This window comes from Listeria grayi DSM 20601, assembly GCF_000148995.1.
GTDB classification, from domain to species: domain Bacteria; phylum Bacillota; class Bacilli; order Lactobacillales; family Listeriaceae; genus Listeria; species Listeria grayi.
Genome location: NZ_GL538352.1, coordinates 489,440 through 513,160, shown reverse-complemented (window position 1 = coordinate 513,160; position 23,721 = coordinate 489,440). Strand labels below are relative to the sequence as shown.

The window sequence follows — 23,721 nt, the reverse complement described above, 5'->3', positions numbered from 1 at the left end:
TATGACTTTTTAGTTTCTAAAATAAGCCGAAAAACTTTTTCTTCTCTTTTTTTTGAAGTGGTATTTCTTTATTGATTTCCTTATTTTCAATGAGCCTTTTGCCATTCTCTATCATTTCTTCCATCATCTGCTGTCTTCCCTGCAGCTTTTTCTCTTTAAAAAGCGATTGCATCAAAAATGGCCGCCGTTCTGCATGATGGGCATCTGAAGCTATAAAATGCGCCAAATTAAGATCCATGATCAGAATCGAGAGTTGCTGGATATTTTTCCCCGAGATCCCAGCTAACGAAGCAGATGTGAGCTGACTTAAAGCCCCCACGCTAATCAATTCAAATAGCAAGTCAACATCTTTTGCAATTGCCCGGTTCCGTTCTGGGTGAACAATGATAGGGATAAATCCCCGTGTTTGGATTTCATACAGCAATTGTTTCGTGAACGCTGGCACCTCATTTGTAGGCAATTCGATCAGCAGATATTTCGAATGGTTGATCCCCTTTATATCACCACTCTCAATATCGGTTAAGATCGTATCGGTAATTCGGACCTCCTGACCCGGATATAACGCCACGCCGAGTTTCTGGATCGAATCGTCTCTCTTCAATTCCGTAAGCATCGCCTCTATCTGTGGAAAAACATTGGAGTAACGTGGATGCAAGTGATGCGGTGTGACAACGATCCCCGTGATACCTTCCGATTTTGCCTGTTTGACAAGTGCGATCATCTCCGCTTTCGATCTTGGCCCGTCATCTATGCCGACAAGTAAATGATTGTGGATATCGATCATTTTTTATCATCGCCATAGTAATAATAATAACTAGACGCCTTTTCCGGTGTCGCTTTATTGAGAACCACCCCAAGAATCTTTGCTCCGGCTTTTTCTAACAATTCTTTTCCTTTTTTCACATCATCACGATGGCTTTTTTTCGCATCGACCACATACACCACATGCTTTGCCAGTTCAGCAAAAAGCTGCGCATCTGTCACCGTATTGACAGGAGGTGTGTCGACCACAATAAAATCATATTCTTTCTGCAATTCCTCAAAAATAAGCGAAAAATTAACAGAACCAATCAACTCCGATGGATATGGGGGGATTGGTCCTGATGTCAGCAAGTGCAAGTTGTCTATCCCTGTATCAAGAATCGATTTTTCAAAATCACTTTTTTTGATAATAAGTTTGGATAAGCCTTCTATATTACTTTTATTAAATTGATAATGCTGCGTCGGTTTCCGCATGTCCCCGTCGATCAGCAATGTTTTGAAGCCTGCTTGTGCGTAAGTGATCGCTAAATTAGCCGAAATAGTCGACTTTCCTGACGACGGCTTTTCCGATGTCACAACTACCGTCTTCACTTCACTATCCGCCGTTGAAAACATGATATTTGTTCGTATACCTCTGAACTTTTCGCTGACGATCGACTTTGGTTTATTGTGAGCGATGAGCGACAGTCCTCTTCTCATTCCGGTTTCTTTCTTTTTCATCTCAAATCGCGCCCCCTATTTTCTGAAATCTTGAATGATTCCCAATACTGGTAGATCAAGAATTTCAGCCACATCTTCTTCTGTTTTGAGACTTTTATCCAGTACCTGTTTCAAAAAGATAAACAAAAGTGCCACAATCAGGCCTAAAAAAATACCGATCCCAGCATTTACAAGCGGTTTAGGCGAAACTTGCACGGCCTTGACATCCGCTTTTGATAGAATAGATACGTTGTCGACATTCATTATTTTTTTAATATCTTTACTAAATACCTTCGCTACCTCATTTGCCACTTTTTTAGACGTAGCCCTGCTATTGCTCCTAACACTGATATTTAAAATCTGCGACTGTGATTGATTATTGACAGTCAACATACTTAATATTTCCGAACTAGAAAATTCACGATCAAGATTCTTGGAAACGCTTTCTAAAATGCGTGGGCTTTTAATGATTTCCGCATAGGTATTTACTAATTGCAAATTGGATTGCACTTCTTGGGCCATGAATTGGCTATTGGATTCCTTTTTGTTCACCAATATCTGTGTAGAAGAAGCATATTTTGGCGTCATGAAAAAATACGTGAGCGCCATGGCGATAATTAAAAATACTACAGGTATAATCACGATCCATTTAAGATTTTGCTTCAAAACTTTTAACACTTTGCTCAAATCTACTACATCTCCCATGTCCAACCTCCCGTTTTTTGGAAAACTCCTTTCCGACCAGAATTTTCCTTTTTAAATTAGGTAATACTTCTTGCTATCATCATGCGGCTGCACTTGATGAGAAAATAATACTTACAATTTTTTCGGGCGTAAAGTGAGGCTATGTATATGTATGGAATGAAATCACCCGTCTTTGAAATGATAAGGTAAGCAAATTTCTTGGAGTAAATGTGTTTTATAAAGTTTACTAGATCCGTGAATAACCACCTCTTTTATTTTTGGTTAGGCAATCCTTTGTTCTCTACCTCTTTTTGTGAATATGTAAACACCAGAAACACAAAATTCGTTAAAAAAGATATGTAAAATTTTTCATAGACGTACTTACTTCAAAAAACTCCCCTAGCAAATCGCTAAGGGAGCTTTATCAAAAGTTTCGTTTGAAATCTTTTATTTTATCAATAATGCTATAATCAGGTCCTCCAAGTCGTGCAACTGGATCCAATTTTTCACTGTCCACATAACCAGTTGTCACATCATAGATATCTGCAGCAAGGTGCGCCTTAACGATCCGCAGCAAGAATAATTCCGTTTCAATGGCATCTGAGTCTTTTACCGTCAATGGAATATGCGCTTCCAGCTTCGTTTCGATCCGGACTTTCGCTTCTTGGATCCCGGGCGGCTGAACCAAATCACTGGCAACGATATGCAGCCCTGCCAACTCGATCTCACTTTCATTTGACGGTAGCGGCGAAGAAGTCTGATCCATTTGGGCAAGCAATGCTTTATCAGGAATATGAACAACCGCTTCTTTTCTATCTATAAGATTGCGCGCAGTATCCTTGCGCTGGGTTGGGTCATATTGAATCGATACCGCTAGGATCGTCGGTGTAAATATATTGAAATAGCTGAATGGAGCAGCGTTGATGACATTATCTTTATTTTGAGTGGTGATCCAAGCGATCGGGCGTGGGATGATCGAACCCTTTATTAGCTTGCTCCAAGCTTTAGAAGTCATATCTTCTGGGGAAAATGCATGCATTCGATTGCCTTCTTTCTTTTGGTTTTTGTTTTATGATAGCAGATTGAGGGGGTGGAGTGAAGGAGTTAGCCTAGTAAGAATTGTTACTATTCTCATGGCAGAAGCCTTATAATCAAAAATTTTTATAGTATTTTATAACTTTAACTAGAAATGGTCATCATTCTTTTATTTTCCGTTATTTTTTGTGTCATTTTTTAAAAAAATATATTATAATCTAATTTAGTGCTTCTTTATTAATGCTAAAATCGCATTTTTATTTTGTTATAAAATATTTTAGCGTTAATCGTTAAACACTGATATTATGCAAAAGGGAGAGAAAGAAATGATTAACTACGATTTAACAAATGAAGAACAAATGCTAGTCAACTCAGAGATTCAAAAAAGGAAAAAAAGCGTAGGTCTGGCTTACGTACTTTTGATATTTTTAGGCAGTTTAGGGATTCATAGATTCTATTTAGGAAAAGTCGGTACAGCTGTAACTCAGCTAATCCTGACTATAATTGGTTGGGTGACCATTGCTTTATATGTCGGAGTTATTTTCCTTTTAGTCGTTGGGATTTGGTTACTTGTCGATTTATTTTTAATCCCCTCTATTGAAAAAAAGAACAATCAAAAATTGGAAATTGAAATTATTCAACAAATAAAAATGAAGCGTAATTTTCAAGCTGAGCCTGTTTCTGAATCGTAAGACTACAAAGCTTTTTACGCCAAGAAAAAAAGCAGAACGAGTTAGTTTCTTTGGAACTGGCTCGTTTATATTATAAAGAATGGTTATTAATGTTTTCGTATTTTAATAAACAAGCATACCATTCGCAGTAAATAAAGAAAATCAGTCCCATTAATGAAATTTTACTAACTAAAGGATGTTTCGAGATAAATTTAAGGTATACCATGTGAAATTAGTAGTTCTACTGTCATACCAACATCTTTCATTCAACTTCATTTGATCATCTTCTCGATTGTCATCTGCTGAAAATTCTATAACGTCCAGTAATTCCGAAAACCTAATAGCTTATGATTCTGATGTATATTCCTCACACACGCTATTATTATATGCGGTTACTCCTTGTTTTTGGAGATGCTGATCGCCAGTGTCACACATTTCTTTTAGCAAAGGTAAAAAAGATCGTCCATAATCTGTTAGTGCATATTCAACTTTGATCGGAACTTCTTCGGCATAAACCGTACGTTGAATCAAGCCATCTTGCTGCAGCTGTTTTAGCTGTTCGTTCAATACTTTGTGAGAAACACCTTCACAAATTCGAAGTAAATCTTTCGTGCGCTTTTTCCCCGCTCCCAATTGATAAAGAATAATACTTTTCCATTTCCCACTTATCATATTTTGAACCACATCAAACCCCGTATTTATTTTACCCATTATATCCTCCCTTACTTTCAGGTAACCTAGTGACAAGAAAGTGCAGTATTTTCAATTTTTCATGTTCAAGTTACTATGATTATAGCAGAAAAAGGAAATGGAGGTCTCAAAATGAGTTTACAATCTATTATTTTAAACAGGAAATCTGTAAGACATTATGATCCAAACTATATCATTGAGAAAAAGGAAATACTTGATTCTATCGAACTGGCGGCTAAATCTCCAAATGGGAATAATATTCAGAGTACGCGTTACTTAATAATTGAAAATAAAGCCCTCCGCTCAAAAATCAAAGTGGCTGCGAATAATCAGGAACAGGTGGAAACATCCAGTTACCTAATCTTGGTTTTAGGCGACTATCGTGCCTTTGAAACGGAAAATATTCGTATTATTCAAGAGGAAGCTTTTAAAAAGAACTATATCACACAAGAAATCAAAAATTATTTAACCAACGCAGCTGTTGCTTATTATCAAGATATGTCTCATGAAGATCAGATCAAAGAATTGGTTCGCGACGGTAGTCTAGCCGCTATGACGTTAGTTCTGCTTTTAAACGAGCGCGGATATCAGACCATTACCATGTCAGGTTATGATAAGACGGCGCTTTTTGAATTGTTGAATATTCCTGAGTATTATGAGGATATCATGCTGTTAAGTGTTGGAAAGGGTGTGAAAGAAGGGCACACGACAGTAAGACATCCTGTGGAAGAAATTGTCTTTGTTGATGAAGTGAAATGATAAGTTACAAAAAGCACACTTGGATTTATTAAGCATTGTGGTGATTCTAAATAAAAAAAAGCAGTAGGCTCTACTGCTTTTTTTTGCTTATTCTGCTGTTTTAGTTAGCTCTAGTGTTGGTTTATATACTTTTTTATCCGTAACCCCTGCCTTTTTCACATCCCATTTCAGCGTAATCTTGTTATATTTTTTAGGTGCTTCTTTTTTTGGGAGTTGGTAGACAAGTAATACATTCTTTTTATTTTTCTTAGGAAATTTCTCGCCCATATTCCGGCTGTTTTCTTTTGATAATTTATACACTTTGCCATCCACGATAAGTTTTGCTTTACCTAATCCGATGGTAAAATCTTTTTCCGTTTTGTTCACTAAGTCTAATTTCAGACCTACTACATCAATGTCTTTGCCCTTAACCTTACCATTTTTGACCACCGTGACATGTTTGATTTCAGAAGATAGACCTTTCCATGTATCTTTCCAATCCATGACATACATTTGCGTTTTTTCCGCTTTATCTGGAGATTTTTTATCCACTTGCTTAGGTGCTTCGCTACTATTCGAATTAGTACATGCTCCAAGCATACTGATAATTATCACACTACTTAATAGAGCAATTAAAAACTTTTTCATACTCTCAACTCCGTTATTAATATTAATAAAATAAAGATACGTTTTCCTCCGTCATTTTATCATGAAAGCACACGAACGTTTTATGTCGTTTTTTCGAACTTTTTGTGTCAAAAAAATGTCTGGGAGTGATAAGAGAAGGAGAGATACATGAATTAAGTTCATTTAAACTCGAATGAATAAGTAGCTGTTATAATAACATTCTACATTTAGGAATGGCGAATCCCGGACATTTTCTCGAGTAATAATCAATAAAAACGCTACAGTATAACAGAAGGGGGCCACAACGCTTACTGTGGAACTGTAGAATTGGCACATCGCCTCTCTTTGGAATACGAAAGGTTCATAAACAAAATAAATGCAAAAGTAATATAAGCTCGTCTCGGCCATGAAAAATATAATACAACTACGGACATTTACTCTCATGCTCTAAAAAAGTGGATAAACAAGTCGCAGAAAAGTTTTCAGACCCTTTTCTACCCTTAAGTCTCAAAAGAAGAAAACAATTAATCGTTTGGACTTAATAAAACAATAAAAACCCGCTTATACCAGCGGGTTTTTCAATGTCCTGAGCAGGATTCGAACCTGCGACCGACGGCTTAGAAGGCCGTTGCTCTATCCAGCTGAGCTATCAGGACAGATTGGCTTGCAATTATCGCAGCCAAATACCATTTTATGTTTATTTCGCTTGTTTGTCAATCTTTTTTTAGCTTTTTGTCGACACAATTTGTATATTTATACAATTACTTCTTAAAAGCGGGGAAAAGCTGTGTAAGGTCGCTTAGTTCTTGATCGTCTTCACTCATGAAGCGAACTAAGGTGCCTTCATCATTTGCGTCGATCAGGGCGTATGTTTTTTCTCTAATGCGGCCTCTTGGTAAGGAAATACTGCCGGGATTCAGAATGATGGTATCGTCCAAAATGTCTACACCTAATTCGTGGGAATGACCGAAGAATACAAAATCTGCATTTACTTCCCGTGCTCGATAGCGCAGGTTCATCAATGTCATTTTAATATTATACAGATGGCCGTGAGTGGTAAAAATACGGTATCCATCCACATCGCCTACCCATTCATTGGGGTATCCTGAGCCAAAGTCGCAGTTGCCGCGTACGGTAATGAAGCCTTGCATAGCAGGGTCATCTGCTTCTAATTCGGAGTCGCCGCAGTGGATCATGGCGTCGACGTTACCTTGGTATTTTTCTTTTAAATGGATCAAACAATCTCGTTCGCTATGGCTGTCGCTCACTACTAACAATTTCACTATTTTTCGCTCCCTTTAGTCGATTTTCTGGATCAGTATGTCGATATCTTTAGCTAATTTGGCTAAGGCATTTGCTCGATGGCTGATTTTATTTTTTTCGGAGGCAGCGATTTCTGCCATGGTCTTCTGATAGTTTGGCAGATAGAATAACGGGTCATAGCCAAAACCGCTTGCGCCTCGCTCTTCTTCTGTTATGTATCCTGACACTTCTCCACTGTAGAAAATCGTTTGTTGCTGTGGTACTGCAATGGCTAATGTGCAATGAAACCTTGCTGTTCGCTGCTCATAAGGTACGCCGGTTAAATTTTTCAGCAGTTTTTTGTTATTTTTTTTATCGTCATGTCCATCGCCGGCATATCGGGCGGAGTAGACACCTGGTGCTCCGTCTAAGTAATCAACGATCAGGCCGGAGTCATCGGCAAGTACTGGGATATTCAGTAAATTTGCGACGGTTTCTGCTTTTAAAGCTGCATTTTCTGCAAAGGTGGTCCCTGTTTCTTCGATTTCACCGATTTCCGGAAAATCCAGCAACGTTTTGATAGTCACGGGATAATCGGCAAAAAGTGCTTGGAATTCTTGGGCTTTTCCCTTGTTAGCTGTGGCGATCACGAGTGTTTTCATGTCTTATTCCCCCTTTATTTTCGCTGTCAGTGCTGCTCCTAATATTTCCTGCTGCATGATATTTAATGCTTGGATCCCTTTTTTCCCAAGCGTGATCAGCTCTTGTAAGTCTGTTTCAGAAAAAGTAGCTTCTTCTCCGGTTCCTTGTAACTCTACAAATTGACCTGCGCCGGTCATCACAATATTCATGTCGACTTCGGCAGCGCTGTCTTCGATGTAATTCAAGTCCAAGACTGCTCCTTCATTTTCAAGGATACCAACGCTAGTTGCGGCAAGGAAATCTTTGATCGGAAACTTGGCTAATGGTACTGTTTGGTACAGTTTTTCGATTGCCAAAGCAAGTGCTACGAATGCTCCAGTGATCGATGCAGTGCGGGTGCCACCATCTGCTTGGATGACATCGCAATCGATCCAGATCGTCCGTTCACCGAGGGCATCTAAGTCCACGACTGCGCGGAGTGCCCTGCCGATCAAGCGTTGGATCTCCATCGTCCTACCGCCCACTTTGCCTTTTGATGATTCGCGGATATTTCGAGTCGTTGTCGCTCGTGGCAGCATGGCGTATTCTGCGGATATCCAACCTTTGCCTTCGCCGCGCATGAATGGCGGTACTTTTTCTTCAATGCTGGCGGAACAGATCACTTTTGTATCCCCCGTTGATATCAATACAGAACCTTCGGGATGGATCAAATAATCTTTGATAAGTTCTATTTTACGCAGTTCCCCTTTATTACGGCCGTCATGTCTCATTGTTTCCCTCCTTCTCCTAATTTGATGTGCTCGATATGCATGTCTTGCATGCCGAGCCAATCTTCTGCTAAGTTTTTAAAAATCGATGTGGAACCGGTTGTGAAAAAACGATGTTTGATCGTATCGCCGCCACTGTCCAATAATCCATGATAATCGAGCAGTGCACTCACTTCGCTGGCAGTTTCTTCACCGGAATTGATGACTGCTACATCAGCACCCAAAAAATTCTCGATGATCGGTTTTAAAAGCGGATAATGGGTACATCCTAATATAACGGTATCGATCGTTGTATTTTTTAGTGGCAATAGAGATTCTGCTACCACTTTTTTCGCGATCGCACTTTTATATTCGCCGGATTCTACGACAGAAACGAATTTCGGACATGCCAGCGAATCGACTTCGACTTGATGATTCAGGCGTTTCAATGCTTTCGGATAGGCTTCGCTTTTTACCGTTCCGATCGTTCCCAGTACGGCGATCTTATTATTTCTTGATTCTTTTAAAGCTGCCCTGGATCCCGGTTGAATAACGCCAATAACAGGAATATCCAGTTCTGCTCTGATTTGTACTAGAGCTGCTGCTGTTGCCGTATTGCAGGCAATGACTAACATTTTGATACCTCGGTCAATCAAAAAGTGGGACATTTCTCTTGTGAATTTCAATACTTCTTCTGGTTTTCTGGGGCCATATGGACATCTCGCCGTGTCCCCTAAATAATAAATTTGTTCATGAGGTAATTGTTTTAAAACTTCCTTCACTACTGTCAAACCGCCTACACCAGAATCTATAAAACCAATTGCTTGTTTCACAGTATCGCCTCTATTTCTTGTTTTAGTAGCTTTGCTGACTATCTAGTTTGTTTATTCTTGCTAATTTTTTCTATACCTATCTATTTTCTTATTTTTTAGTGATTTTCGCAAGCCTTTTATCATAAAATTAAGGTTTTCTAAATTTTTGCGATTTGTATTTTTAATTCTGGTCATTTTTGGTTATAATAAAACAAAGAAAGCGAGGTATACGAAATGACAGAAGAAACGCCGAAGGAAACGACCGAACAACATGAACAGTCTTTACTCGTTCCTAGCTTTGGACTAGAACTGCTGCGCGATGAGCTGATCCCAGAACTTTTAGGTGATGAGGCAGGACATATTCTATACTGGGCAGGAAAAAGCATGGCCCGCAAATATCCATTAGAAGACTTTGATGCGATCGCAGCTTTTTTTCAAAAAGCATCATGGGGCGACTTATCGATCATCAAAGAGAAAAAAGAAGAGCTGCAGTTATTGCTGACGGGCGAATTCGTGAATCATCGCTATGAAGTCGAAAATGAACCTACTTTCAAGCTGGAAGCAGGGTTTATTGCGGAACAGCTACAATTACAGCGCAACCTCTATACAGAGAGTTACGATGAGCTGGATATCCGCAAGCGTCAGGCAAAGATCGTAGTCAAATGGGACCGCAAAGAAATCGTGGCTTCTGAATAAGCGAAAACAGCACCAAACATTATACATGTGTTTGGTGCTGTTTTTTTATTTATCTAATTCAAAGGTTTGATGCAGGATTTTAGCTGCATTTACCATTTGTTTTTCAGGCACAACTGTTGAGACTTTGATTTCTGAGGTGCTGATCATTTTGATCGGGATCTCTTTTTCTGTCAGAGCCTCGAACATGCGCGCTGCTACACCTGGATTGGAGACCATTCCGGAGCCCACGATCGATACTTTTGCCAGTTGCTGCTCGGATTCTAGTTTCCCAAATTGAAGCAGTTCTTTATTGTCATTCAAAACAGCTAATGTATCAAGCAATGCGTCGGTTTGGATCGTAAAGGACAAATTGCCGCTGCCAAGACCGGTAATACCTTGGATAATAATGTCGACATCGATGTTTTGTGCTGCGAGTGTCGTGAATACTTTAGAGACCCGCATCTCTTCTTTGGTCGGCCAATGGATCGTCACGCGTGTGATCTTATCTTCAAAGGCAACTCCTGTTACCGCTTTTGTATTTTCCAATTTGTTGACCTCCTCAATCATCGTTCCTGCTTTTTGTTCGTGGCTTGCCCGCACTTCTAGCGGGATACCGAAATTTTTCGCATATTCTACAGCACGCGGATGCAAGACTCCGGCGCCTAAATGTGCTAGTTCCAGCATTTCGTCATAAGTAAGGGCTGGTAGTTGTTTCGCATCAGGAACATAACGAGGATCAGCGGTGTAAACGCCAGTCACGTCGGTTCCGATCGCACATTTTTCTGCTTTTAAAGCCGCAGCGAGTGCCACTGCTGTCGTATCGGATCCACCTCTGCCTAATGTCGTGATCGCTCCATCTGCAGTTACGCCTTGAAAGCCGGCGACGATAACGATCTCGCCACGATCTAAAGCTGCTTGGATATTGGTCGTATCGATATCTGCAATGCGGGCATTGCTATGTACGGTCTCTGTTTCGATTCCTGCTTGCCAGCCTGTAAACGAGATAGCAGGCTGCTGACGCGCTTTTAATGTCATTGCCAGTAAAGATATGGTCACTTGTTCTCCAGTGGTCAAAAGCATATCCATTTCACGTTTATCGGGGTATTCTGCGATTTCATTTGCCATGGCGACTAATCGATCGGTCGATTTTCCCATTGCGGAAACGACAACGACGACTTGATTGCCTTTTTCTTTTTCAAAAATAGCCTGTTCTGCTGTTTTGGCTATTTTTTCTACGGTGCTGACGGAAGTACCGCCAAATTTTAATACTACGATTCCCAAGACTTTTTCCCCTCCGATTCCTCTAGTTATAGCTATTTTAGCGTATCCGTCTCTGCTTGAAAAGAAAAATCTTTCCTTTCAAAAAAGAAGTCCGCCGTTTCGGACTCCTTTTTCATTCACTTTTCTTATTCAGCGAATCGACTTTGGCTTTGACTGCTTCAGCCACTGCTTGTGGCACGCCCGCTGCTTTTAGTTCTTCCACGCTGGCTGCTTTGATTTTTTTCATTGAGCCAAAGTGCTGTAACAGGGTTTTCTTTCTACCGGGACCAACGCCGGGAATGCCATCTAGTACGGATTGGAAGCCACTTTTGCTTCGTAGCTGGCGATGGAATGTGATCGCAAAACGATGGACTTCATCTTGGATCCGTTGCAGCAGATAGAATGACTCGCTGTTACGTTCGAGCGGGATGATCTCGAGCGGTTCGCCAAACAGCAACTGACTCGTCCGGTGGCGGTCATCCTTGGCTAATCCAGCTACAGGAATATCGAGTCCGAGTTCATTGACTAGAATATCGCGAGCACTTTCGATTTGCCCTTTCCCACCATCGATCAGAATCAGATCAGGCAGTGGGAGTCCTTCTTTAAGCACGCGCCAATATCTCCGGCGTACGACTTCGCGCATGGTACCGTAATCATCGGGTCCAGCAACGGTCTTGATTTTGTATTTACGATAGTCGTTTTTGCTCGGTTTCCCGTCAATAAAGGTGACCATTGCCGAAACGGGATCAGTTCCTTGGATATTGGAATTATCAAAGGCTTCGATCCGGCTTGGAGTAGGGATTCCCATTGCTTCGCCTAATCGTTCTACGGCGCCGACCGTTCGCTCTTCATTTCGTTCCAACAGCGAGAATTTTTCATTCAAGGCGATTTTGGCATTTTTATATGCTAGTTTTACTAATTCTTTTTTATTGCCGCGTTTCGGTACCAAAACTTTTGTTTCGGGAACGACGGCTTGGATGGCCTCATCGTCTACGTCATCTGGAAGATAAATTTCTTTCGGCGGGATGTGGTTTGCCTTTTGATAAAATTGACCGATAAAGGTAAGAAAATCTTCATCTGCATCATTATAGAACGGAAATTGTGAGGCTTCGCGTTCGATCAATTTCCCTTGACGAATAAAGAATACTTGGACACACATCCAGCCTTTATCGATCGCATAACCGAAAACATCTCGGTCGACAAAATCGGTCACAGTCATTTTTTGTTTCTCCATCGTTGTTTCGATCGCATTTATTTGATCGCGATATTCGCCTGCTTTTTCAAATTCCATGTTCTCTGCGGCTTGTGCCATTTTGGTGTTCAATTCTTGTTTTACCTTTTTGTATCCACCGTTTAAGAAGGAAACGATCTCGTCTTCCATCTGACGATATTTCGCTTCATCGACCTCAAAAACGCAAGGCGCCAGACATTGGCCTAGGTGATAGTAAAGGCAGACTTTATTTGGCAGCGTATTGCATTTCCGCAGTGGATAAAGACGGTCAAGGATTTTTTTCACTTCGTTTGCCGCATAGACATTCGGATACGGGCCAAAGTATTTTCCTTTATCTTTTTTTACTTGCCTGGTAATGATCAGCCGCGGATGGCGTTCGTTTGTGATCTTGATAAACGGATACGTTTTGTCATCTTTCAACCGAATATTGAAGCGCGGATCGTGTTTCTTGATCAGATTGATCTCAAGTAACAAGGCTTCGACGTTGGAAGAGGTGACGATATATTCAAAATCGGCAATTTCTTGTACCAATCGTTGTGTTTTACCATCATGAGTCCCGGTGAAATATGAACGGACTCGGTTTTTCAGAACTTTTGCTTTCCCCACATAAATGATCGTTCCTTGATCATCCTTCATGAGATAACAGCCAGGTTGATCAGGAAGCAATGCGAGTTTGTCTTGGATTTTCTTGGAATACACCTGCTCCACTCCTTTTATATAAGAAGGATCTTCGCTCAAAAAAACAGCTTACCAGCTCGATTGATGAACCAAAGTCACTTACTTTCCTTTAAATTGTATCAATAAAATACAAAAGTGGAAAGCAAGAGGCAATTTTGGTTCTTCCCTCGGCCGGCAAGCTGCCTATGCATAAAATCGCTTTTTTATAGATATTGGTTGATTACTTCGTCCAATTCTTCTTTTGGACGGTAGCCAATAACAGTATCAACGACTTCATTGTCTTTTTTGATCAATAAAGTAGGGATACTCATTACTTTAAATGCTTCGGATGTTTTTGGATTTTCATCCACATCGATTTTCACGATTTTAAGTGCATCGCCGCGTTCTTCTGCTATTTCTTCTAAAACTGGAGCTACCATGCGACAAGGTCCGCACCATGTTGCCCAGAAATCAACTAATACTAAACCATCTTTTGTTTCATCTGCAAAATTTGCATCTGTAATTGCTTGTACCATTTTGCTCAACTCCTCTTTCAATCTGTAACGTCAGTATAACACCCTTTATTAGGGGCTGCTATTTTTTTGCTCATTGTCATTTGAGTTCAGCGATCGTCACTCCGTTGCCGCCTTCTGCTGCCGCTCCGAAACGAATCGATTTGACGAGTCGGTGGTGTTTCAGAAATTCGGTCACGCCATTACGAAGCGCCCCGGTTCCTTTACCGTGAATGATCGACACTTGATGATAACCTGCGAGTAAAGCTTCGTCAATGTATTTATCGACTTGCTGAAGTGCATCTTCATAACGAACGCCACGCAGATCGAGTTCTGTTTTGACAGCAGCTTCATTGCCGCGTACGTTGGTGATCATTCGTTTTGTGGTTTCTTTTTCAGGCTTGATGTATTCAAGGTCTTTCTCTTTGATCTTCATTTTGATGATCCCGATCTGTACGTTCCATTCCTTTTTGCCCGTCTGATCGAGCAGCACGCCTTTTTGACCGAGGGAAAGCACACGGACATTGTCACCTGGAGCGAATACATGGACTTGAACGACATGTTCCGGTACAGGCTGTTTCGAGATCGTTTTTGGTTTTGCCTGACTTAGACGCGTTCGAGCATCGATCAATTCGTGCTCTTTGATCGTTTGTGCCCCACTAAGCTGCATTTGCCGTAGATCATGCATCACGGCTTCTGCTTCTGTTTCAGCTTTTTCAATGATCGCAGCTGCTTCTTTATTTGCTTTTTCTACTAAATTCTCTTTCTGATTGTGGTACTGGATGATTTCTTTTTGCAAATCTTTCTGCAGTTTCTCTGCATCGCGAGCGATTTGATAAGCTGCTTCATATTCTTTTTCTGCTTGGTTACGTTTTTCTTCTAAGCTGGAGATCATGTCGTTCAAATCAGCACTTTCGGTATCGATCAGGTTGCGAGCGTTTTGAATGACTTCCTCTCGTAATCCCAGCCGGCTGGAAATATCAAAGGCGTTACTTCTACCTGGTACCCCAATCAATAATCGATAAGTCGGACTTAGTGTTTCAACATTAAATTCGACGGAAGCGTTTGTTGCGAAAGGGCGATTATAGCCATATGCTTTTAGTTCCGGATAATGGGTCGTAGCAACGACACTTGCGCCTGAATCATGGACGGCATCTAAAATCGCGATCGCCAGCGCAGCGCCTTCTTGTGGATCGGTACCAGCACCCAATTCATCGAACAGGACAAGAGAACGGTCATTGGTTTTTTCTAAGATACTGACGATATTTGTCATATGTGAAGAGAAGGTACTGAGATTCTGTTCGATTGATTGTTCGTCACCAATGTCGGCAAAGACGGCATCAAAAACACTAACCACTGATTCTTCTTCTGCCGGGATCTGCAGTCCGGCCTGTGCCATTAATGTCAGCAGACCTAATGTTTTAAGTGTGATCGTTTTACCACCTGTATTCGGACCGGTGATCACGATCGCGGAAAAATCTTCGCCTAGATAGATATCATTGGCCACTACGGTTTCTGCCGGTAAAAGCGGGTGCCTGGCTTTGATAAGTTTGATTTTCTTTTCCGTATTTAACTGTGGTGTGACTGCGCGGATCGATTTACCATATTTTGCTTTGGCAAATATAAAATCAAAACGGCCAAGCAAGTAGGTGTTGTGATGGATCGCAGGCGTCCATTCGGCCACTACAGCTGAAACTTCTGCTAGGATTCGATCGATTTCTTGTTTTTCACGTACTTTTAGACTACGGCGTTCATTATTCAGTTCAACGACACGGGCCGGTTCCATAAACAGCGTCTGACCGGAAGCCGATTGATCGTGGACAATACCGCCGAAATGATTTTTATATTCTTGTTTGACGGGGATAACGAAACGGTCATTCCGAATGGTAATGATCGCATCGCTCAGCATTTTGCTTGTATTGGAATTACGAAGTAGCTCTTCCAATTTTTCGCGGACGCGTGACTCAGCACGTCGCATGCCGCTTCTGATCCCGCGAAGTGTTTCGCTTGCTGAGTCGAGAATTGCTCCGCTTTCATCTACGGTCAAGGAAATCGTTTCTTCTAATTCAGGAAACAGCTCGAGTTCCTCGGCGCTTGTGTCAAATAGCGGGATATCGATTCCTTGTTCTGTCATGTCCTCGATAAAATGCTTCATCAGCCGGCTGACTCTGAGATTACTGCCGATTTGATAAAGTTCTACGCCGTTCAGATCGCCGCCGATCTCTAGACGCTTCAAAGAAGAACCGATATCATTGACGCCTTCGATCGGAGCTGTTCCTTTTAGGCGAAAGATTTTCGCACCTTCTTCTGTTTCTAGTAAAGCTTGACGGACTTTGTCATACTCGCTGCTTGGCGCCAATTCACGAATTACTTGCGCACCTAAGCTTGAAGTAGCATATTCCACCAGCTGTTCTTTTATTTTATGAAATTCTAATATTTTTTCTACTTTTTTTTCCATATTGATTCCTCTTTTTATTTATTCTGGATAAACTGGCGAAAGGCTTGCTTGGTCATGCTGTTTAGGATATCCCCTTGCTCCAGCCACCCTTTTTTAGCCGCGCGAACGCCGATCTTCATAAAGTCCAAATGTTTTTTGTCATGGGCATCTGTATTGATCGCGATCTTCACACCAGCTGCTTTAGCTGCTTCTAAATGTGCCGCAGCCAAGTCGAGCCGCTGTGGATTAGCATTCAATTCCAGTGCTGTCCCTGTTTCTGACGCTAGTTGGATCAGTTTTTCCATATTCACTTGGTAGCCGGGACGCTTGCCAATGATACGTCCTGTCGGATGAGCGATCAACCGAACATACGGATTTTTGCAGGCCGTTTCCAGCCGTTTCATGATTTGTGCTTCTGTTTGTGAGAAACTGGAATGAATCGACGCGATGACGAAATCTAATTCTTTCAAGACATCATCTTCAAAGTCGAGTGTGCCATCTGGTAAGATATCCATTTCCACTCCTGCATAAATATCGATCTCGGGATATTCCTTTTTCAGCGTGGTTATTTTTTGTACCTGATCCAGTAAACGTTCTTTTTCCAGACCGTTGGCGACTTTCAGAAAACCACCGTGATCGGTGATGACCATATACTCATATTTCTTTGCTATGCAAGCCTCGATCATTTCTGGCAAGGAATATGCGCCGTCAGACCAAGTCGTGTGCATGTGCAGGTCACCACGAATATCTTTTTCTTCAATAAAAGTCGACTGCCTTTTGATCCGCTCAATTTCTTGGCCGTCTTTACGCACTTCCGGTGGTAAATATGGCAGACTAAAGTGATCGTAAAAAGCAGATTCGTTTTTAAAATGCAGATTTTTCCCCGCTTTATTTTCGACGCCGTACTCGCTGATTTTTTCGTCTTGTTCTTTGGCTAGCTGACGCATTTTGATATTATGATCTTTCGAGCCAGTGAAATGATGCAGCGTAGTAGGGAAGTCTTCTGGGCTTACCAACCTGAAATCAACAGCGATCTCGATCTCGTCTTTCAGCTCCACAGACACTTTTGTATTGCCGTCATTCGTCACTTCTTGGATCAGCGGAAATTCGAGCAATGCTGTTTTTACTTTTTCCACATCTGTCGTTCCGATCACGAAATCAAGATCTTTGACGGTTTCTCTCAAACGGCGCAAACTGCCGGCTTCAGAATAGGTCTCAATGGCTGGGATCGTATCCAAATAAGCCTCGATTTGATCAGCGATTTTCAGTGCATCGTAAATCGGATAGCGTTCAGGCCTAGTTCCAATCTCGCGGACTGCTTCCACCATCTTATCCACAGATTTTTGGCCAAATCCTTTCAAGGCTGCGATTTTGCCGTTTTCTGCTTCTTTTAATAAAGAATCCTTATCCGTGATTCCCAATTCTTTATAGAGCCGAGAAAGTTTTTTCCCGCCTAAGCCCTGAACATCTAATAGTGGGATCAATCCTTTTGGAACCTCTTTTTGCAGTTGTTCTAATTCCGGGCTTTCGCCTGTTTCTACAAATGTGGTGATGATCTCGCCTGTTCGTTCACCGATGCCAGGTAGTTTGGTGAATTCATCGATTTCAGATAAGCTGCGGTCGTCCATTTCCAAAGACTGCGCCGCTTTGCGAAAAGCACTGATCTTGAACGGATTCTCTCCTTTTAATTCCATGTAGACGGCGATTTTTTCGAGTAACTGGATCACTTCTTTTTTCGTTGTTGCCACTTTAAAAACCTCACTTTATAAAAACACCAGATGTACCTTTGCACACCTCAAAGGGTACAAGATACATCTGGGTTCATTTTATCGTTTAATTGGTCAATACTTTTGTTACCCAATCTACAAACTGCTCAGATAGGATCGGTGTGTTCTGCATCATCCACTGCGCAACGCTTGAATCATTGATTGCTTCCATCAGCCAATGAATTGGGAACAATGCTGCGAAATAAAGCAGCACAAAGATATAAATATAAGATGTTACTGCTCCAAGAACAGCTCCCAACAATCCGTTGATCTGACGCAAGACAGGTAAATTCGTGATGCCTCGGGAAAGCGAAGCGATCATATGCACGATGATCGTTGCGGCAATAAAAATGATGATAAATGCCAATACGTTATAATAGACAGCCTCATTTTGAAGCGCATCGAGAAACGCTGTGGCATTGCTTGTCGTATCAAAGTTTGGATGTGGAATGAAGTTCAGATATGGCGCCAGTTTGTCATAATACATCGAGGCAACGACGATTGCCAAGATGTAACCAATTAATGTGATCAATTGTCTAATGAACCCAACATAGAATCCCTTGAAGAAATTACTGATGATGAGAATTAAAATTATTGCATTTAAAATCATGTACTATCTTCCTTTTAGCTGAGCCATTTCACGCTCTAGCTCACGATATTTTTCTTCTAATTTTAGTAGATCATGTGTTGCATTCACTGCGGTCAAAACTGCTAAGCGGCCGCTGTCGAGGGCTTGGTTATGTGCACTTATCTCGCGCATTTTTTCATCTACTGTTCTTGCTACTAGATGTAAGTGATCGGTCGTTTCTTCTCCAACGATGGTGTATTCTCTTCCGTAAATCTTCGTTACGATTTTTGACTTGTCATTCTCCGCCATTGTCTTCCCCCGCTCTCCTTCAATTGCCCTACTCTCGTAACATATCTTATCATGTTTACCCTCGAAAAGAAAGGACTTACAATTTATCCAGCAATTTTTACATCTTAAGACTTAGAAAATATGATAGAATAAAAAGAAAAAGAGAGGGAGATTGTTATCGCTACACAAGTTATCACTGTCAGCAAAGAAAAACTCGGGGAACTGCACACTTATTATCAAAGCTTTTTACTGCCAAAACTGCCGAATGGTGCTGTTTTCGCCGCAAAGAAAAACGGGATCACTATTACCGCTTATAAATCGGGAAAAGTCATGTTCCAAGGTAATCTAGCGGAAAAAGAAGCAGCAAAATGGGGAACTGCAAATACGACAGCCTCAAAAGCCAAACCAACGATCGCTGGTCTGCCGGTTAATTTTGCACAAAAGAACGTGGTTGGCTCCGATGAAGTTGGTACCGGCGATTATTTCGGTCCAATCACCGTTTGTGCTGCATATGTAAGTAGCGAGATGATGCCGCAGCTTACTGCTTTAGGCGTACGTGATTCTAAAGACATGCGCGACCCTGAGATCTTAACAGTCGCAGAAAAAATCATTCCATTTGTTCCACATAGTGTCTTGATCTGTCCAAACGGAAAATATAATGCACTACAGCAAAGCGGGATGAACCAAGGGAAAATGAAAGCGATCTTGCATAACCGCGCGATCGAAAATGTACTCAAAAAACTAGCTCCCCTCCATCCCGATGCGATATTGATCGATCAATTCGCTGAAAAAGGCGTCTATTATCGTTATCTAGCAAACGAGCCTTCGATCATGCGTGAAAATGTCTATTTCGCGACCAAAGCAGAAGGCCATCATCTTGCCGTTGCAGCTGCTTCGATCATCGCCCGCTATCGTTTTGTCAAAGCCTTTGAAGAGATCCAGCAACAAGTAGGCCTCCCCCTTACAAAAGGTGCCGGAGCAAAAGTCGATGCCGAAGCCGCAGAGATCATTCGCCGTTTCGGTTCCGAAAAACTTTCTCAGATCGCAAAACTTCATTTTGCAAATACGGAGAAAGCGAAACGCTTGGTTTGAAGCAATCAACTTAAATACTATGTAGTGCTGATCTCAAGCCATATAAAAGATACAAAAAGGCAGGATATATCCGTCTAAGAATGGATTTCCTGCCTTTTTTGTATCTGGTTTATTGACTTTGAGCAAGCTTGTTTTTGTTAGCTATTGGCAACTTGGTTAAGTAGTTCTTGTTGACTAATTCAAAGTTCAGCTTTATCAATTTCAGCTTAGAAGTGGAGTGCTTTATTTATTTATTTTGCTGTAAAAAAGCTTCTAAAATTCTTTTTACTGGTAAACTTGCATTTTTTGATAAGTCTTGATTAATTAGTGATTCTGACTAATGCAAGGCTCTATTTCCTAGTTGGCACCAAGTTACAGAGTGCCTTTTATTTATTTACTTTTTCTATAATGTCTATATTGAATCTATCAATATTTAATTCAACAAATTGATTTTCCAAATACCAAAAACCAGAAATATCTTCATCTGCTAAATCAATATCTATCCCAGAATCTATTTTTTTATTAGATGGGTTAAAAACACCTCTGATACAGTATGCAAAACTATCTGCTTGTTGAGTCATCTCTCTAGCCTGTACAGTACTTTTCTCAATATCTAAATCATCAAAAACGACTATCTCTAAATCAACAATATACTCTTGTCCGACCTCTACTGAACACCTGTATTCTTCAACAAAACATAAAAGCTCAATATCTTTTATTTTAATTTTTAATTCTTCTTCAATATCAGGATTTTCTGAAATTATTTTTGCTTCATATTTCATTTGCAATTCCCCTATTCTAACGGATTTATTACATTTATATGCTTGCTGCCATTCAATAATTTATAAATATCCTCTCCTCGTTTCACATGGTAAGTTGTAATATCTCCTGATAAGTTAGTTCCAACAAATTCAAATTTTGCTTTTCCTTTACTAGTATTCCCCATAAACTTCACATAGCCAGTTCTCAACTCTGTTGTTCCATCCTTCAATGGATAGTTATATTGCACTTTTTCACCATTTTTAATTACGTCATTTGCACCTTTAAGATATTCATCTACATTAGAATATGCTCCTTTAAATTCTCCTCCATGTTTTGTAAAATGGTTTTCTAATTTTTCTACATCGCTAAATTTAAGTCCACTAACTTTCTTAACAACCGGCCGATACAGAATCGCTGCCATGCTCAATCCCAATCCTAACACAGCTTGCCCGAATTCGCTCTTATTAAAACGTTCTACCCAGTCCTCCGCATAGGCCGATGCGGAAACAGTGCCTTTTATCAGCCCGGAATACTCCTTGCCACTCAAGTAATCAATTCCTTGTTTCCATGAATCATTGATTTTTTTCGTTAATACTTCATACGGGATCACGTAATAATCGCTTGGATCTAAGTATTTGCCGGCATGTTCCAGATAGTTTTGTAGTTCTGCTTCCCTGACGACTACGCCATCTTTTTCTATAAACCAGGTAACCGTCGCTTTGTCTTTTGCGCCAGGAACGACGACCGCATAAACGGTGTAGCCCTTGAGTTTCTTCTCCATTTTCGGGTCGATCCCACGCGCTTTGGCTAACGATTTTTTCAAATCCTTCAACGATCTTCCATATCCAGTCGGTAAATGGATCGCGCCAGTTTTTTCGTTAAACGTCGATTCCCGAAGCAGCTGGCGAACTGCTTTTCCGGCTCGATGGACCAGTTCTTCGATCGTAGAAAAGAAATTGCCGTGGGACTGTTCAAAGTGGATGTACTTTTCTAAGATCTTTTCTTGTTTGACAGCTGCGGCCATTTGCATGCGGAACAGCTGCATCTGCCCTTCATGCAGACCGGCCGTTGATCCGGATAGCGATTGTTGCAAGTGTTCTTTTTTCCGCTCGATCGTTCGTATTTTGGCCATAGCTTCCTGCAACATTTCGGCATCGATCTTGGCATTTGGCGATGGATCCACTTGGCTGTGAAAATCTTGGATGTAGCGTGCCAGTAAGTGGTCACTTTCGTTCATGACCCCGATCACGGTATCGCAGATCGTTCGGTAGCTTTCTGCAAAATAGTGTTTCGATGTCGTGACGGCTTGCCCTTTTAGGGAATTATCCTGGGCATAGTTCATGGCTGCTTGTTCCATCTTTTGGATAGCGCTTCGTGCCTCTCGGTTCATTTGCTGGAGATCCCGATGAAAAGCGGTTACTTCGGCAATGTCAATGCGACTCATAGGATGTCCACTCCCTCTGTAAGTCTTGTTGTTGGTTTTCTAAGTGAAAAAGCGACTTCGTTTGCTCAGAACATGCTTGTTCTAAATTCATCTGGCGCTGCGCAAAACCTTTTTTCCATGCCCGTGATTCTTCTAGCTGCACGTCTTCGATATAATGATGAAAACCATTTGCCTTGCTTCCCTGCCAGCTCTGGCGAAGTATTTCTAGGACTTCTTGTTCTGCTCGTTCCAGCTGCCGGAGATCTTGTTCCAGCCATTCTTCCGCTCGCATGGTTTCTTTGAGCTGTTCGATTTCGGCTTCTGCTTTCTGGATCTCCTTGCGTTTTTGGAAGACACGTTCCTCTAATTTTTGGCTTGTCGTATCCAGATCAGCGCACCTCCAGCTGACCGATTTTTTGCCCGGTCATTTGATCGTGCTTCGCATAAGCAATCCCGATTTTTTTGAGTCGCTGGGCGTCTTTTTGTCCTAACTGCTGGAGGTCATCAACGACGCTGATAAAGTCGAAGATGGCGGTGCGTAAATGATTCGTTGAGTTGGCTCTCGAATAGGCTAGATTATTTCCTTTCAGCCGATACCGCACGGCGTGACTTGCTTCACCGAGCCTCGCGGCATGTTGCTGGAATTTTTGTTCGGATACTTGGATCTCTCGCATCTCGTTGGCTCCTCTCTATGTATGCTTGCTGCAATCATTTTAAGTTTAGCATAAGAAAGTACGAACGAGGTTTGAACAAAATACGAACAGTTTATGGAGAAATCAAGCAAAATTCGTTACATATATCAACTTAATACAGGATTTAGGAGTATCTATATATAGATACTCCTAAATCCTGTATAGATTAAAAACTGAAGTGACTACTTTAAGTTATCCACAAAGCCTCTCTTATCACGCTGTTTTTTAAAGTTTCGATTTCTTTGTGGCTCTCATCTGCCTACATCTCCTTGGTGTTCCTGCAGTTCCTTTCAGTTTGCTTAATGAATATTCGGGATCTGCCAATCGATCGCTTGTTCGCCATGCTGCACGAGGAACGCATTTGCTCTTGAAAAATGCCTGCAGCCTAAAAATCCGCGATGTGCTGATAGTGGGCTTGGATGAACCGATGTGAGGATATACTGCTGCTCGTTTGTCAAAAAAGCTTGTTTTTCCTTCGCATTATTCCCCCACAGCAGATAAACAACTGGCCCTTCCTTTTCATTTAAAAGTTCGATGATCCGGTTGGTGAATGTTTCCCAGCCTTTGTGCCGATGTGAATTCGCTTGTCCTGCTCGCACGGTCAAAACGGTGTTCAGCATGAGTACACCTTGTTCTGCCCAAGGAACGAGATAGCCATTATCGGGAATGACGCAGGTCAGATCGTCACGAAGCTCTTTATAGATATTCTGTAGTGATGGTGGTGTTGGGATTCCTTTTTGCACAGAAAAAGACAGACCATGTGCTTGATTTGGGCCATGATAAGGATCTTGCCCCAAAATAACCACTTTCACATCTTTATAGGCGGTGTATTTCAGTGCATTGAAAATATCGTACATATCAGGATAGATCGTTTTAGTTCCGTATTCATATTTCAAAAATTGACGCAGTTCTTGATAATATTCTTTTTCAAACTCTTCTGCTAAAACGTCATCCCAGTCATTGCCTATATTTACCAATGGTGTCACTCCTTTTACGTAATGTTTCTTCTATTATATCGAAAATAGCAGTTA

Annotated in this window: 26 protein-coding genes and 1 tRNA gene; 4 read left to right on the top strand and 23 right to left on the bottom strand. The window is 41.2% G+C overall.

Going from position 1 to position 23,721, the window contains the following annotated elements; genetic code table 11:
* Positions 1 to 16: 16 nt before the first annotated feature.
* The 4 genes from HMPREF0556_RS02715 to HMPREF0556_RS02700 all read right to left on the bottom strand — a co-directional run bounded on the left by HMPREF0556_RS02715 (position 17) and on the right by HMPREF0556_RS02700 (position 3,184).
* On the bottom strand, positions 17 to 784 hold the full coding sequence (locus HMPREF0556_RS02715) for a tyrosine-protein phosphatase (protein WP_003755253.1): 768 nt from the start codon (positions 782 to 784) through the stop codon (positions 17 to 19).
* The gene (locus HMPREF0556_RS02710) at positions 781 to 1,482 is read right to left on the bottom strand and encodes a polysaccharide biosynthesis tyrosine autokinase (RefSeq protein WP_003755252.1); all 702 of its coding nucleotides are present in this window, start codon (positions 1,480 to 1,482) and stop codon (positions 781 to 783) included. The genes HMPREF0556_RS02715 and HMPREF0556_RS02710 overlap by 4 nt, the downstream gene beginning before the upstream one ends.
* A 15-nt stretch (positions 1,483 to 1,497) precedes the next feature.
* Positions 1,498 to 2,166, bottom strand: a complete 669-nt coding sequence (locus tag HMPREF0556_RS02705) for a Wzz/FepE/Etk N-terminal domain-containing protein (protein WP_003755249.1) — start codon at positions 2,164 to 2,166, stop codon at positions 1,498 to 1,500.
* Between the two features lie 403 nt (positions 2,167 to 2,569).
* Positions 2,570 to 3,184, bottom strand: a complete 615-nt coding sequence (locus tag HMPREF0556_RS02700; RefSeq protein WP_003755247.1) for a flavin reductase family protein — start codon at positions 3,182 to 3,184, stop codon at positions 2,570 to 2,572.
* A 322-nt stretch (positions 3,185 to 3,506) separates the two neighbouring features.
* Between HMPREF0556_RS02700 and HMPREF0556_RS02695 the strand changes: the two genes are divergently transcribed.
* Positions 3,507 to 3,872, top strand: coding sequence for a TM2 domain-containing protein (locus tag HMPREF0556_RS02695; protein ID WP_040486407.1), 366 nt, complete (start codon positions 3,507 to 3,509; stop codon positions 3,870 to 3,872).
* A gap of 324 nt (positions 3,873 to 4,196) precedes the next feature.
* Here HMPREF0556_RS02695 and HMPREF0556_RS02690 read toward each other — a convergent pair whose 3' ends face one another.
* Positions 4,197 to 4,562 (bottom strand): winged helix-turn-helix transcriptional regulator, encoded by a 366-nt coding sequence (locus HMPREF0556_RS02690; RefSeq protein ID WP_003755244.1) that lies wholly within the window; start codon positions 4,560 to 4,562, stop codon positions 4,197 to 4,199.
* A gap of 111 nt (positions 4,563 to 4,673) precedes the next feature.
* Between HMPREF0556_RS02690 and HMPREF0556_RS02685 the strand changes: the two genes are divergently transcribed.
* The gene (locus HMPREF0556_RS02685) at positions 4,674 to 5,300 is read left to right on the top strand and encodes a nitroreductase family protein (protein WP_036106433.1); all 627 of its coding nucleotides are present in this window, start codon (positions 4,674 to 4,676) and stop codon (positions 5,298 to 5,300) included.
* Positions 5,301 to 5,387: 87 nt separating this feature from the next.
* Here the strand turns inward: HMPREF0556_RS02685 and HMPREF0556_RS02680 are convergent, their stop codons facing one another.
* The 6 genes from HMPREF0556_RS02680 to racE form a co-directional block, all read right to left on the bottom strand.
* Positions 5,388 to 5,927: a hypothetical protein gene (locus tag HMPREF0556_RS02680; RefSeq protein ID WP_003755242.1), complete on the bottom strand. Its 540-nt coding sequence runs from the start codon at positions 5,925 to 5,927 to the stop codon at positions 5,388 to 5,390.
* A gap of 561 nt (positions 5,928 to 6,488) precedes the next feature.
* Positions 6,489 to 6,562: transfer RNA gene (locus HMPREF0556_RS02675), tRNA-Arg, on the bottom strand.
* Between the two features lie 105 nt (positions 6,563 to 6,667).
* Positions 6,668 to 7,189 carry a metallophosphoesterase gene (locus HMPREF0556_RS02670; RefSeq protein ID WP_003755240.1) on the bottom strand — a complete coding sequence of 174 codons (522 nt, stop codon included), beginning with the start codon at positions 7,187 to 7,189 and terminating at the stop codon, positions 6,668 to 6,670.
* A 15-nt stretch (positions 7,190 to 7,204) separates the two neighbouring features.
* The gene (locus HMPREF0556_RS02665; RefSeq protein ID WP_003755238.1) at positions 7,205 to 7,810 is read right to left on the bottom strand and encodes an XTP/dITP diphosphatase; all 606 of its coding nucleotides are present in this window, start codon (positions 7,808 to 7,810) and stop codon (positions 7,205 to 7,207) included.
* 3 nt (positions 7,811 to 7,813) lie between these two features.
* Positions 7,814 to 8,560, bottom strand: coding sequence for a ribonuclease PH (gene rph, locus HMPREF0556_RS02660; RefSeq protein ID WP_003755237.1), 747 nt, complete (start codon positions 8,558 to 8,560; stop codon positions 7,814 to 7,816).
* Complete coding sequence (racE, locus tag HMPREF0556_RS02655) at positions 8,557 to 9,369, bottom strand: glutamate racemase (protein WP_003755234.1); 813 nt, start codon at positions 9,367 to 9,369, stop codon at positions 8,557 to 8,559. Before racE ends, rph begins: the two co-directional genes overlap by 4 nt.
* A gap of 213 nt (positions 9,370 to 9,582) precedes the next feature.
* Here racE and HMPREF0556_RS02650 point away from each other — a divergent pair, with 213 nt between their 5' ends.
* The gene (locus HMPREF0556_RS02650; protein ID WP_003755231.1) at positions 9,583 to 10,044 is read left to right on the top strand and encodes a YslB family protein; all 462 of its coding nucleotides are present in this window, start codon (positions 9,583 to 9,585) and stop codon (positions 10,042 to 10,044) included.
* A gap of 45 nt (positions 10,045 to 10,089) precedes the next feature.
* On the opposite strand, the gene HMPREF0556_RS02645 is transcribed toward HMPREF0556_RS02650, so the two are convergent.
* From HMPREF0556_RS02645 to zapA, 7 genes are all read right to left on the bottom strand, one after another.
* Entirely contained in the window at positions 10,090 to 11,304 is a 1,215-nt protein-coding gene (locus tag HMPREF0556_RS02645) for an aspartate kinase (RefSeq protein ID WP_003755229.1), read from the bottom strand.
* 112 nt (positions 11,305 to 11,416) lie between these two features.
* The gene (uvrC, locus tag HMPREF0556_RS02640) at positions 11,417 to 13,213 is read right to left on the bottom strand and encodes an excinuclease ABC subunit UvrC (protein WP_036106426.1); all 1,797 of its coding nucleotides are present in this window, start codon (positions 13,211 to 13,213) and stop codon (positions 11,417 to 11,419) included.
* Positions 13,214 to 13,395: 182 nt separating this feature from the next.
* Complete coding sequence (gene trxA, locus HMPREF0556_RS02635) at positions 13,396 to 13,707, bottom strand: thioredoxin (RefSeq protein WP_003755226.1); 312 nt, start codon at positions 13,705 to 13,707, stop codon at positions 13,396 to 13,398.
* Between the two features lie 76 nt (positions 13,708 to 13,783).
* Positions 13,784 to 16,141: an endonuclease MutS2 gene (locus tag HMPREF0556_RS02630; RefSeq protein ID WP_003755224.1), complete on the bottom strand. Its 2,358-nt coding sequence runs from the start codon at positions 16,139 to 16,141 to the stop codon at positions 13,784 to 13,786.
* A 14-nt stretch (positions 16,142 to 16,155) separates the two neighbouring features.
* Positions 16,156 to 17,868 carry a DNA polymerase/3'-5' exonuclease PolX gene (gene polX, locus HMPREF0556_RS02625; protein WP_003755222.1) on the bottom strand — a complete coding sequence of 571 codons (1,713 nt, stop codon included), beginning with the start codon at positions 17,866 to 17,868 and terminating at the stop codon, positions 16,156 to 16,158.
* Positions 17,869 to 17,953: 85 nt separating this feature from the next.
* Positions 17,954 to 18,496, bottom strand: a complete 543-nt coding sequence (locus HMPREF0556_RS02620; protein WP_003755218.1) for a CvpA family protein — start codon at positions 18,494 to 18,496, stop codon at positions 17,954 to 17,956.
* 3 nt (positions 18,497 to 18,499) lie between these two features.
* Entirely contained in the window at positions 18,500 to 18,763 is a 264-nt protein-coding gene (gene zapA, locus HMPREF0556_RS02615; RefSeq protein WP_003755217.1) for a cell division protein ZapA, read from the bottom strand.
* Positions 18,764 to 18,919: 156 nt separating this feature from the next.
* On the opposite strand from zapA, the gene rnhC reads away from it, so the two are divergent.
* On the top strand, positions 18,920 to 19,834 hold the full coding sequence (gene rnhC / locus HMPREF0556_RS02610) for a ribonuclease HIII (RefSeq protein WP_040486406.1): 915 nt from the start codon (positions 18,920 to 18,922) through the stop codon (positions 19,832 to 19,834).
* A gap of 365 nt (positions 19,835 to 20,199) precedes the next feature.
* Here rnhC and HMPREF0556_RS02605 read toward each other — a convergent pair whose 3' ends face one another.
* The 5 genes from HMPREF0556_RS02605 to HMPREF0556_RS02585 form a co-directional block, all read right to left on the bottom strand.
* The gene (locus tag HMPREF0556_RS02605; protein WP_003755212.1) at positions 20,200 to 20,595 is read right to left on the bottom strand and encodes a hypothetical protein; all 396 of its coding nucleotides are present in this window, start codon (positions 20,593 to 20,595) and stop codon (positions 20,200 to 20,202) included.
* A gap of 11 nt (positions 20,596 to 20,606) precedes the next feature.
* Positions 20,607 to 22,019 (bottom strand): T7SS effector LXG polymorphic toxin, encoded by a 1,413-nt coding sequence (locus HMPREF0556_RS02600; RefSeq protein WP_003755211.1) that lies wholly within the window; start codon positions 22,017 to 22,019, stop codon positions 20,607 to 20,609.
* Positions 22,006 to 22,290: a hypothetical protein gene (locus HMPREF0556_RS02595; protein WP_003755209.1), complete on the bottom strand. Its 285-nt coding sequence runs from the start codon at positions 22,288 to 22,290 to the stop codon at positions 22,006 to 22,008. Before HMPREF0556_RS02595 ends, HMPREF0556_RS02600 begins: the two co-directional genes overlap by 14 nt.
* Positions 22,291 to 22,387: 97 nt before the next feature.
* Positions 22,388 to 22,672, bottom strand: a complete 285-nt coding sequence (locus tag HMPREF0556_RS02590; protein WP_003755207.1) for a DUF3130 family protein — start codon at positions 22,670 to 22,672, stop codon at positions 22,388 to 22,390.
* A 317-nt stretch (positions 22,673 to 22,989) separates the two neighbouring features.
* Positions 22,990 to 23,667, bottom strand: a complete 678-nt coding sequence (locus tag HMPREF0556_RS02585) for a uracil-DNA glycosylase (RefSeq protein WP_040486405.1) — start codon at positions 23,665 to 23,667, stop codon at positions 22,990 to 22,992.
* Between the last annotated feature and the right edge of the window lie 54 nt (positions 23,668 to 23,721).